Source organism: Mucilaginibacter pineti (assembly GCF_900101875.1).
Taxonomy (GTDB): Bacteria; Bacteroidota; Bacteroidia; order Sphingobacteriales; family Sphingobacteriaceae; genus Mucilaginibacter; species Mucilaginibacter pineti.
In genome coordinates, this window is sequence record NZ_FNAI01000026.1 from 25,423 (window position 1) to 35,902 (window position 10,480).

The following is a 10,480-nucleotide window of genomic DNA, read 5'->3' on the forward strand; positions in this document are numbered from 1 at the left end:
CAGCCAGGTTACGTTCCATACCGCGTAGCGTGGCTGTTTTGTTTTATGATCTAAAGATCAGTAGAACAATTCAAAATATACAAGAATGAGCTTCGTAGAGAAAAAGATATCCGTTAAACGCTCGATAAATTTATTGGCGAAAAATGGCATTCAAGTTGACGATAATGAAGGGACTGAGATATTGAATTTCCTTTATTTGATCGCAAAGAACTATCAATATAAAGGTGGCATAGAGAGCATGAACCTTAAGGAGAAATCGAACTACAAAAAAGTTCGCTAATAGTATATCTATCCCACTTTTTAAACCGTTAAGCCCAAACGGTTCAGGAATTTCTGTGCCAAAATCGAACTATTTTAGAAAAGGTTATAATTGTCTGATTAACAAATTTTTATGTGCATAAAAAAAGGAGCCAACAAATATATGCTGTCTCCTTAAGTGACCCGGGAGGGGTTCGAACCCTCGACCCACTGATTAAGAGATAGGAGCGTTTATTGCTCTATCATACAACTAAAGCCTATTTTTAATGTTTTATCAGCTATCTGTGCAAACTATGTGCAAACGAACAACCTTGTAAATAAATTATTGAACTGTTTAGCTAATCTAAGCTATATCTTTTGTTTACGCAATTGTCTTAAGTAGTGTCTTTCATAATCTGTATGTTTTAGTGAATAAATAATTATGGAGCATCTACAGGTTTATGGATTGAACTAAATGCAAGGAGGAACGGAATAAATGAAGGGTAATAGCAAGGGTTGTGTTTATGCCGGAAATTCCTTGCCTTGTGTTTAACCTCACGCCTAACTTTGCTGAATAATTATTACTTACCCTCTATTTCCTTTTCTTTTGCTTTTTGTATTAAGTAAGGCAAGCTAAAGAGTAATGATGCAGTGAGTCCAATTATGGCCCATGTTTCGTATTGGAATCTGAAATGATGGAATGGATTATATAGAATTGCAACAATTGCGTATAGTACAGTTAGGTATCCGGCATTATCGACCAAATAATAACTATCTGTGATATTAATTCCTCTCTTATCAAATGCAACGCTTTTATTTATGGAGTTAAACGTTGAAATAATTGACAATAGAAATACTGCGATATTAAGGATTATATAATTCGCATAAACGTCATTTAGAATTGTCTGAAGTGATGTTATTAAAAGAGGAAAGGCTACGACGAGTCTGATCTTTTGAGAATCTTCAGGATGAATTATCATTTCTAACTTATTATGATTTAAAAATAGAAAATTTCCTTTACGAATATGCTACACTTTTTCATAAAAGAGGGTTTTTAACACCCTTAATATCAATTGTAGCAAATGAAAATAATGACTGAATGTTAAGGTAGAATTGATAATTGGCTGTGATGCCACTGTATCTAAAATATAGGCCTTCAATTGCTATTTCCTATTTTTTAAGAGTTTTTGTAACTTCGCTTATAAAGATAAGATTGTAATAAAAATAGGAAATGAGAATTGGTTGAGGGAGCTTTGGGTTCCATTTCTGTCTACTGTCTTTAAAAGGTAAACATCTCAATGATTGTTTTCCTGTTTTTTTATAAATCTTATAAGAGCGTCATCATATAAACAACAAGTCGGATTTCTGTAACTTAGAAGGATAATGGCTTATGTCAAGTAGAGCATCTCAAGAAGATTGAATTAACAATCTGTATTTTTTAACAAGTAGTACTTTCAGGTTATTTATTGAAAAAGCACTAAAAAAACATACAGATTTATTAAAACTCTATTATTTTTACGCTTATCATTCTAAATCCTAAACTAAACGAAATGGATTGTGGCCCCACCTGTTTGCGTATGGTTGCCAAAAATTATGGTAGACATTATAACGCTGGTACCTTAAGACAGAAAACCGGTTTCAGAAATATTTGAATATTATAATTGAAATGCTTTGAGATAAAATAGCCCGTGTGCGCCCCACTCTTTCAGCGTTTTGTCCAGCGTTTCTTTAAACGACTTATTATCCACGGGTTTGCCCTTTTTAGGGGGCGTTATAGCATTTTCAGGAACTGCGATGTCAGTAATTTTGGTGGCAAACCAGGATATATTTTCGTGCGGCAACGCTACCCCCAATATCATACCCGGTAAACCTGTAAATGATTCCGGACCGCCTGTGACCAGGATCTTATTGGTGAAAAAAGCTACCACATATACCGAATCCATGATTATTGCGTTGGCCCTGCGACAGGAATACCCAGCTATATCGCGGGTTTCGTCGGTTATTTTCCAGTTAATTTTTCGCGTGCTATCTTTCAATAAAAATGTTTGTTCAAAAATCGATTTTTGAGCAATACTCATTTCGGAATTAAAGTCTGTATAGATAACAGAATTCTGATTAACAATCTCGGTTTCAAAGTAGCCGATGGATATTCGTTCTTCTTCAACCGGCGTGAACAATGTTTTGTTATTGCCAAATTTGAGTATGCTTTTTGACACCTTAAACTGGGGATTTGATTTTTTATAATTGTCTAATTCGTTTTCCATCCATGACTTATTATCCTTGTTGATCTGCTTGCTAAATATGGCATACATATTTGATTTTTTTTCAAATTCAATAATGCCAGATGGGGTAAAACGTGTTTCTTGCGCAAGGCAGTTACCGGCCAGTATAAGAATGCAACAAATGGTGATTGTCAGTTTTTTCATTGGTTGCTTATTTAGTACCACCTTTACCCATTCTTGAAAAATCGTAGGATATCGATAGCATGAAATATCTTTTAATAGTGGAATATCGTTCTTCGGAAATGATACCGCCGGCAGCATTCCTGGTAAAGCCTTTATTTTGGTTCAGGATGTCATTTATAGCGCCGGTAACAGCCAGGCTTTTTTCTTTAAGGAATGATTTACTAATGGACGCGTTCCAAAGCGTGCGCCTGAAACCTTCTGGTAATGCCTGGGTTTTGGCGGTATAGGTATAATTAACGGTGGAACTTAGCTGGAAATCATGTGGCAGGTATAAGGATAGCGCCCCATCACCATTGAAGCCACCGCCGTTACTATTATATAAGGTTTGCAATGAGCTTTGATTAATTATGTACTGCGGGCCGAATGAAACAGAAGCATCAAATTTATTCTGGACACTCTTGCGCAAATAAAGGTTGGCGCCATAAATAATATTATTGGTTGTGTTTAACTCAGTAATATTGGTTACGCCATTTTTTACCATGTTGTAGCTGGTACCGCTGTTTAAATTAAAGTCTAAACCGCCGGTGATATCCGCAACAGGTATTTGGCGAAAATACTCAGCATTTATCTTCCAGTTGTGTGGCGACCTATTGCTTAGGTTAAAATATTGAACAGTAGTTTTGCCAATTGAATCAGTTGATATATTGCTTACTATAGGGTTGTTAGTAAAGTTGTATTTAGCAGATATGCGAATACTTTGTTCGCCTATGATTTGAAAGGAGTTATATATTAAACCCACATAATTTAAGAAGGAGGGGGTAAGGTTGGGGTTACCCAACGTAACGTACAACGGATTGGTATTATCTCTTACCGGTTGTATTTGATTAATATTAGGTTGTATTGTTTTTCCGCCAAAAGCTAACAAAATATATTGGCGAGATGTAAAATCATAAGTTAAATTCGCCTGTGGCGACCAATTGATAAATGTTCTTTTCAGTTGATTTCCTGTAAAAATGTTTATCTGGCTGAACGAAACATCTGAAAATCTTGTACCCAAATCAGCCCTTGTTTTGCCTTTATTATAATAGAAAATTGCGCCGGCCCGATTTGAAAATTGGTTAAGCTTAAAAAAGTTGCTTAACGAATCTATCTGCACAGTGTAGTGTCCGTCTGAGATAGGGCGGCCGTAAGAACGCTGATCTGAACTGGAGTGATCAATCTTAAAGCCGTAGTTGAATACTACAGCCAAGGCTTTGCTAATGGGCTCAGTATAGGTGATATTTGTCACTAATCTCCTGAGTTTGTTATCCTTGGTTTTCTGTTGATCTATTTGTTCGGCCGTGTTTAAATCGCCGGCATTGTCAAAGTAATTGAGGTTTGATTTCAAGAAACCAAAACCAGTATTGTCGTCGGCCGATCCACTTATCAATACCGATATTGTACGACGATTTTTCTTTAGCTTTTTAGTATAAAAAACGCTGGCGTTAAATTTATGATCATCAACAGTATTGATGTTGCTGGTGTTGTTAAGGTTTAACAAGGTATTATCGCCGCGGCGGCTGGTATCGGCTGTGGTAGTGTTGATCTTGTTGTTTTTATAAATCCCGTCTAAAGCAATTTTTATGTCAGATGTGGTATCAATAGCCATAGTTACCGTTGCATCCAATTTTTGATGAAAGGTAGAATTATGGTCCAGTTGCTCGCTGGTGCTATTGATTACTCTGCCGGGCAGGTTATTTTGCGTTACGGTAGTCTGAGTGCCATCAATGTTTAACCCGCCTATTTTATAGTTGCCATTTACTGCATATTTCTTGTTGTCCCATTTATTATCATAATGTGCGCCGGCGGCAAGTGCCTTGGGCAGGCCACGGCCATTGTACTCCATATCATTTGTGCCGGTGTTAAAATAGATACCGCCATCGTCTGTTACCTGGGCAGTTTCACTTTCGGCAAATTTTTCAGTGTCATCTTCATTAAGGCCGGTAGTGCCGGTGTTTGAGCCGATACCATATATAGCTATCTTCTCCTTGTCTTTAAATTTGTTGTACATCAACTGCCCTGTGTAATAATCGTTGTTGCCCAAGCCTCCATTAACCTTACCGAATGAACCGGATTTTTTATCCTCTTTTAATTTAATGTTGAGTGTTTTGGTGGTTTTGCCGTCGTCAATGCCGGTGAACGCGGCCTGATCACTTTTTTTATCGTAAAGCTGTACTTTGTCAACCATATCTGCCCGGATGTTTTTGGTGACTAAGGTAGGGTCGTCGCCAAAAAACTCCTCGCCATCCAAAAGCACCTTTCCAACCCGCTGCCCCTGGGCCGTGATTTGGCCAAACCTATCTACCCTGATGCCGGGAAACTGCTTGATCAGGTCCTCTACTTTGTCATTTGGTTGTATCACATAGGCCCTGGCGTTAAACTCAGTTGTATCTCCCTTTATTTTGATAGGAGCTACCTTAGCTTTAATGATAACGTCTTGCAATAAATGCGTTGTAAGCGTCATTTGGATGCTGCCAAAATCATGCTGTTGGTTTTTGTCGTCGAGTGTAAAGTTTTCTGAATAATCGGCATAACCGGGATACGATAGCACCAATATAAATTTACCGGCCACCAGGTTGTTCACGGTGAATGAGCCGTCGGTTTTTGCCCGGGTGAATTTACGCAAAATTGAATCACGGGCATTGAGCACCATGATGGTAGTGTGTAGCAGGTTTTTCTTTTCTGCCGTGTCAATCGCCAAACCTTTGATCGAATAATTGCTTTGTGCGTGTGCCGGGCAGCAGAACAGCACAAGTAATGCAATTAAGTACAGAACAATTTTCATAGGTTAGGTTTTGTAGTAACTAAAATATATAAAAGTATTGAAAACCTAATGTGAATATTTTTTAAAAAAATTCAATTGACTTAAGAGAATTTGATTGATTATCTATCGGTAGCGTGATTTTTAATTACTGCGATTTTAGTCAACATCATTAAAACGAACCGGATAATGTTTTTTGAAGCCATCTTCTTTTTTATTAGACAGTGAAGATAATGTCGGCAACTCGCTACACCATTTTAAGGCTCCCTTCTATGGACTTATAGAGTATCAATCATTTTCGGCTTGAGCTGAAAATGATTTTATTGACATGAACGAATTCGGCTAATAGCAGAACAGGCCAACCGAAATCTTTCGTTTTTTAGTATTACCTGATATAAACGACAAAAAAATCCTCGCTTGGCTTTTTTTGAAATCATTTTTATTTATAAAGACAAGTTTGCCTACATGCCTGGTAAAGCCTTAGTATACCTAATAAATAGGTATACTAAAGTAAAAAAGCAACAATTACGGATTACCAACAGCAGCACAAACACATTTTTGCGATGCGGCAGATGTTCCGCACTTGCCTTTTGCACCGGTTGCTTTTATTGTGCAAGCTTCTGTACCACAATTTGGATAGGTACCACTACATATTGGTTTTTCTATAGGATCGTCAGCTCCTGTTCCACCAAATACATTTTTCAATTGTTCTCTGGTAAGCGTTTCTTTAGCACCGAGTGATAATGCTGTCAGTTTTAATTTTTTCATTTCTTTAGTTTTTTTTATTATAATAAATTATTATGCTAAAGATAAATTTGTTGATGGCAGTATATTTGCCATGAATCTTTTTGTATATAAATATATTATATATTTTCACACACTTCAAAAATAGTTACTTCAGAAAAGCACAGGTTTTCGGCAAGGCCTATTTTTGATATTTGTTCTTTCGATAATATCTGACCATCTTTTATAAACAAATTTTTAACCATTTCACCCGCTTCATCATAGTAATAGGTGTTTCTCGATCTATCATATTTAATTGGAAAACCAAGTTCCTTCATCTCACTTAAAACATCCGTCATAGCTCTTTTAGACAAGCCATTCTTTTCTGCAAAATGTTCAAGATCGCCGGTAGCTTTTCTTTTTATTATATAATCTATATATTTTAGTCGTTTTATATGTTTTAAAAGTGCCATAAAGGAGATTTATATTTATCATTAAGCCCGGAAAAAGTAATTAAGATCGTCAAAAGAATACACTCCCGGCATTTCATAATATTTCACTTCACCAGAATCGTGGGGCATTGATATGTAGATAGTTGGCGTGTAAGAAATCTCATTTTTTGTACACCAGTTTCTCATCGCCTCCATTTTTACGTCCTGCTTTTTTAGTTCGCCATTCATTGGATATTTAACAGCAAACATATCGTAGTCTTTTTCCTTAGTTTCGTACCAATCACCCAATGCTTGTTTTATAATTTCCTCGTTATTGTTTTCTGCAATAGCCAAAAAATGCTTTACTGGTGGTTTTAGTATATTGTCTTCATCGCTGCCAGTTGCATACAATATTTGTAATTGTATATTGGAGTTATGATGAAGCAGAGCCTCCATTGGTTTATGAGCCTCGGCACAAGGACCGCAATAGGGACTACAGACTTTAATTATTTTATAAGCTGCATCAGGGTTACCTAAAGTTATTCCCAAACCCGAAGGATCTGTAATCACAGGCCTTTGTTTTTCCAGCAATGCACTAAAAATTTGGGCATTATGCTTTAACCTTTGAAGCTCATTGCTAAAACGGTTACCCAGTTTTGCCTTTTGCAAGGCTGGTAATAAAACTATTGCTATAATGAATGGAACGGAAAATGAAACGATAACTTTCGCAATCAGTCCAACATCAATTGAGTTAAAAGATACAACATTATGCCAGCCGCCTGTAAAAGCTATTACCGCTTGTAAAACTAACAGTGTTTGAACACTTAAGCATAATATGCACCATTGTTTTGCAATGCGCCATTGATAATAAATAGAGAAAATAGTATAAGGTAACGCCAGTACATTTATCCAAGACAAAACGGATAAAACGGATAAGTTAGTTAAACCTGAAAATAACAATAGTAATAGCATACCAGCAAAATAGGTGAAACCGATAACACTCCAGCTGATACCTGCTATTTTTGACGCCTTTGAATGTAATACAGCACTACAGTTTGTCTTTTTGCCAGCACTGCAAATTTTACGTATTAAAGGATTATATTGATCTAATTCATACCATAGCAATAAAACGCCAGAAAGACATCCGGCAAGAGTTAATAAAGAAAAGATAAATGGAAGTAATGCACTTATCCCACTTTGCATAAAACCTGCAAGGCAAACTATAATAAAAAGCGCTGGGACACCGCCTACAGAAAAATATTGAGTTGCACGCTTCTGTCTTTCCTCTTTGATTTTAATTTTATAATCTTTTTCTCCAGCGTTGTCATTTGCTTCGGCCAGTAATGCTATTCCTGAACACCTTTTCAAAAAGGCATTTTTATTGAGCTTATTCCACCGTTTTTTTTCGGGATCAAAAAAAACAACATTATCGCCGTTTTCCTTTACAACAGTAAACAAGTTTGTGGGGCGAACCTCATGCTTTATTTGTGTGATAAACGGAGTAGGTATTTCAGAGAATTTTTCATTATCAAATTTTATCCCCAAATTATCAATCCCATACTTGTTCAGAACATCGCTAATACTTAAAAGACTTGGATACTCTGGATGTTCCTCAATTTCCTTTTTTAGGGTACTGTCAGATAATTTAACTTTTAATAAATTTACCAGCAAAGAGGCGGTTTCAGGCCCATTTACTTTGGGCTCAAGAATTCTGCTTAAGTAGTGTTGCATAATAAGGGTTAGATTTTTGTCAGGTATTAAATTATAGTTTATATAGCATATAAACTTAGGTTATCGAAGTTAAGTATTATTATATTAAAAATAAGTTAACTATAATGCCAATTGGGATACTCTTTTACTCTTAGCATGCTCGATCTGGTCAATAAATTTTACAAGCACGTCTTTATCCATTCTGGCCGTTTCGAAGGCTAATTTAGTGCCACCATCAGAAGCGACAATGCAAATATGCTACCTTGTTGCAAAATAGCCTATAGTGAGAACGATAGCCAATACTATTGGAAGTACAATTGCCGCTTCATTACCCTGGCCTCTCATTATAATAGCAGCCAACGCCGTTATAACAGCGAGTACAAGTAGAACAGGATAACTATTGTAGATGGCTTGAATCGAACTAATTTTTTCAAGCATTATTGATAGGCCCCATTGAATGCTGTTGCTTGAGCGAATACGATGGGTTGTTAATACGACGATATTCCCATCTGTCGTTGTTGTGAGGATTTCTTCATCATTGAAAAGGTTCATAATGCGGTGGGTTAAGAGTGCAATATAACAAGCAGGCGGCATGCTGTCAACCCGTATAAACACCGATTAAAACAGCGTTCCCTGTACACCGTTAATTTGGTGTGAAGCGCTAACAGGCTCGAATGGTTTATCAAACTTAGGTTTGACCTCTGTACCTTTTAAATCATGTAGCCAAATGCGGCTTTGTGATGGTTCTATAAACTCAATATAGTAAGGAATATGATAACCATTTACTAATGCTGTACAGACTTGGTAGCCTGTGTAGAAGTCATTGCTTAGGGAGTTCATATGCGCAATTTCACCAGTTAGTGAATTGAATAACATATTGAGCAATGTCATTTTACAACATGTATTGTCAAGGTCGGCACCGTATAGCTTCAGATGGCGGTTAATCTTTGCAGCAGCCAATAGCATTCTACCTGAACCGCAAGCACAATCGGCAACTGTTTGTCCTGGCAATGAATTGTCACCAACAGACATTATAGCCATCATGTCGCATAGGTGTTCTGGTGACCAGTATTGACCATTTCTGCCGGTCGAAATTGCTTGTTGATATAACTCTCCAAGTGGATCGCAAAACCCTTCTGAAAGGTCGCCAATGATGGTAACGAGGGTAATTAATTGTTGAACTTTGGGGTGAGATTGGTAAGTTTCAAGTGCTGAGTTTTGCAGTTCAGCACTGTCCCATTTCTTAAAAGGTAACAATGTCCAATCAAGTAGTTCAACAAATGCACCATGTAGGGATTGCCCATAAGCAAATCGTTCAAACTCTTTAAGTAGTTGTTTAATGTCTGTCATTGCAGTAAGTTTTATGTCGAGTGAATTCTCGAACGAACGAACTGCTGAACAGAGGCACTAAGACAAGGTGGAGATTGAGTAATTGTGGAAGGCTTCCATGCCAATGGAATACCCAATTACGAAATACTACCTTGAAACGAAGTTGAACTATGTGCTGATGTATCAGCTAACTTTGTGAGGAGAATTGATCATCTCTCGTTTTATAATGTCTTAGATTGAGTACTTTTAATAAGATTCGAGAAACTCGTCTATTACGCCCTCACTGTCCATATTTTGTATAGCATTAGCTAATTTTATTTGACCTTTTGCTAAAGCAATGGCTGTTAAAGCAGAAGATGCTAAATCCAAGTTCCAGGGTTGATTGATTGCGAGCACAGCTAGTTTCCCCAAGTTTGTTATAGCGTCATTGTACGCGGGATATAATGCTTTCGGCAAAGGCGGGTTATCCTTATGACGTTGAATCTCAATAACAGAAACAAGCCCTAACACATTATAGTCTAAATATTTCTTTTCTTGGGCTATCCGAACCAAGTGAGGAACTGCATAATAAGATGCTAAGCCAATATCGCCCTGGTGGTGCAATTCATCCCATAATTCCTTGTAAATGAACGATATTTCCACTTTGCCATTTGCTAATTCAAGTTTTTTCAATGCTCCAGATGCATTGTATTTAGTGCCTTTATAACCACCTTCCAAGCCTTCCCATTTAGTATCGTCAAGGTCCAAGGCTGGAAGTTCCGGGCATATGTTACACCCTATTCCGTGGCAAAATTGACCACCTCTTTGCTGGCATAGAAGTGCAGCAAATGCTAAGAAAGCATAAC

Annotated in this window: 10 protein-coding genes; 1 reads left to right on the plus strand and 9 read right to left on the minus strand. The window is 37.1% G+C overall.

Annotated features, from left to right (window positions below; translation table 11 throughout):
- Positions 1-818: 818 nt before the first annotated feature.
- A complete protein-coding gene (locus tag BLS59_RS29920) occupies positions 819-1,217 on the minus strand; it encodes a DUF6804 family protein (RefSeq protein WP_091157397.1) in 399 nt (132 codons plus the stop codon).
- 570 nt (positions 1,218-1,787) lie between these two features.
- Between BLS59_RS29920 and BLS59_RS32760 the strand changes: the two genes are divergently transcribed.
- Positions 1,788-1,889, plus strand: coding sequence for a cysteine peptidase family C39 domain-containing protein (locus tag BLS59_RS32760; RefSeq protein WP_091157400.1), 102 nt, complete (start codon positions 1,788-1,790; stop codon positions 1,887-1,889).
- Between the two features lie 3 nt (positions 1,890-1,892).
- Here BLS59_RS32760 and BLS59_RS29930 read toward each other — a convergent pair whose 3' ends face one another.
- The 8 genes from BLS59_RS29930 to BLS59_RS29965 all read right to left on the minus strand — a co-directional run.
- Complete coding sequence (locus tag BLS59_RS29930; protein WP_091157404.1) at positions 1,893-2,663, minus strand: GLPGLI family protein; 771 nt, start codon at positions 2,661-2,663, stop codon at positions 1,893-1,895.
- Between the two features lie 7 nt (positions 2,664-2,670).
- Positions 2,671-5,466 carry an outer membrane beta-barrel protein gene (locus tag BLS59_RS29935; RefSeq protein ID WP_091157407.1) on the minus strand — a complete coding sequence of 932 codons (2,796 nt, stop codon included), beginning with the start codon at positions 5,464-5,466 and terminating at the stop codon, positions 2,671-2,673.
- Positions 5,467-5,967: 501 nt separating this feature from the next.
- Positions 5,968-6,210: a hypothetical protein gene (locus tag BLS59_RS29940; RefSeq protein ID WP_091157410.1), complete on the minus strand. Its 243-nt coding sequence runs from the start codon at positions 6,208-6,210 to the stop codon at positions 5,968-5,970.
- A gap of 95 nt (positions 6,211-6,305) precedes the next feature.
- Positions 6,306-6,638: a hypothetical protein gene (locus BLS59_RS29945; RefSeq protein ID WP_091157413.1), complete on the minus strand. Its 333-nt coding sequence runs from the start codon at positions 6,636-6,638 to the stop codon at positions 6,306-6,308.
- Positions 6,639-6,659: 21 nt separating this feature from the next.
- Positions 6,660-8,327 carry a vitamin K epoxide reductase family protein gene (locus BLS59_RS29950; protein WP_091157415.1) on the minus strand — a complete coding sequence of 556 codons (1,668 nt, stop codon included), beginning with the start codon at positions 8,325-8,327 and terminating at the stop codon, positions 6,660-6,662.
- A 237-nt stretch (positions 8,328-8,564) separates the two neighbouring features.
- On the minus strand, positions 8,565-8,858 hold the full coding sequence (locus tag BLS59_RS29955; RefSeq protein ID WP_143014283.1) for a hypothetical protein: 294 nt from the start codon (positions 8,856-8,858) through the stop codon (positions 8,565-8,567).
- Positions 8,859-8,924: 66 nt separating this feature from the next.
- On the minus strand, positions 8,925-9,656 hold the full coding sequence (locus tag BLS59_RS29960; RefSeq protein ID WP_091157422.1) for an N-6 DNA methylase: 732 nt from the start codon (positions 9,654-9,656) through the stop codon (positions 8,925-8,927).
- 225 nt (positions 9,657-9,881) lie between these two features.
- Positions 9,882-10,480, minus strand: a 599-nt coding sequence (locus BLS59_RS29965; RefSeq protein ID WP_317039804.1) for a hypothetical protein, incomplete at its 5' end; no start/stop codon positions are given.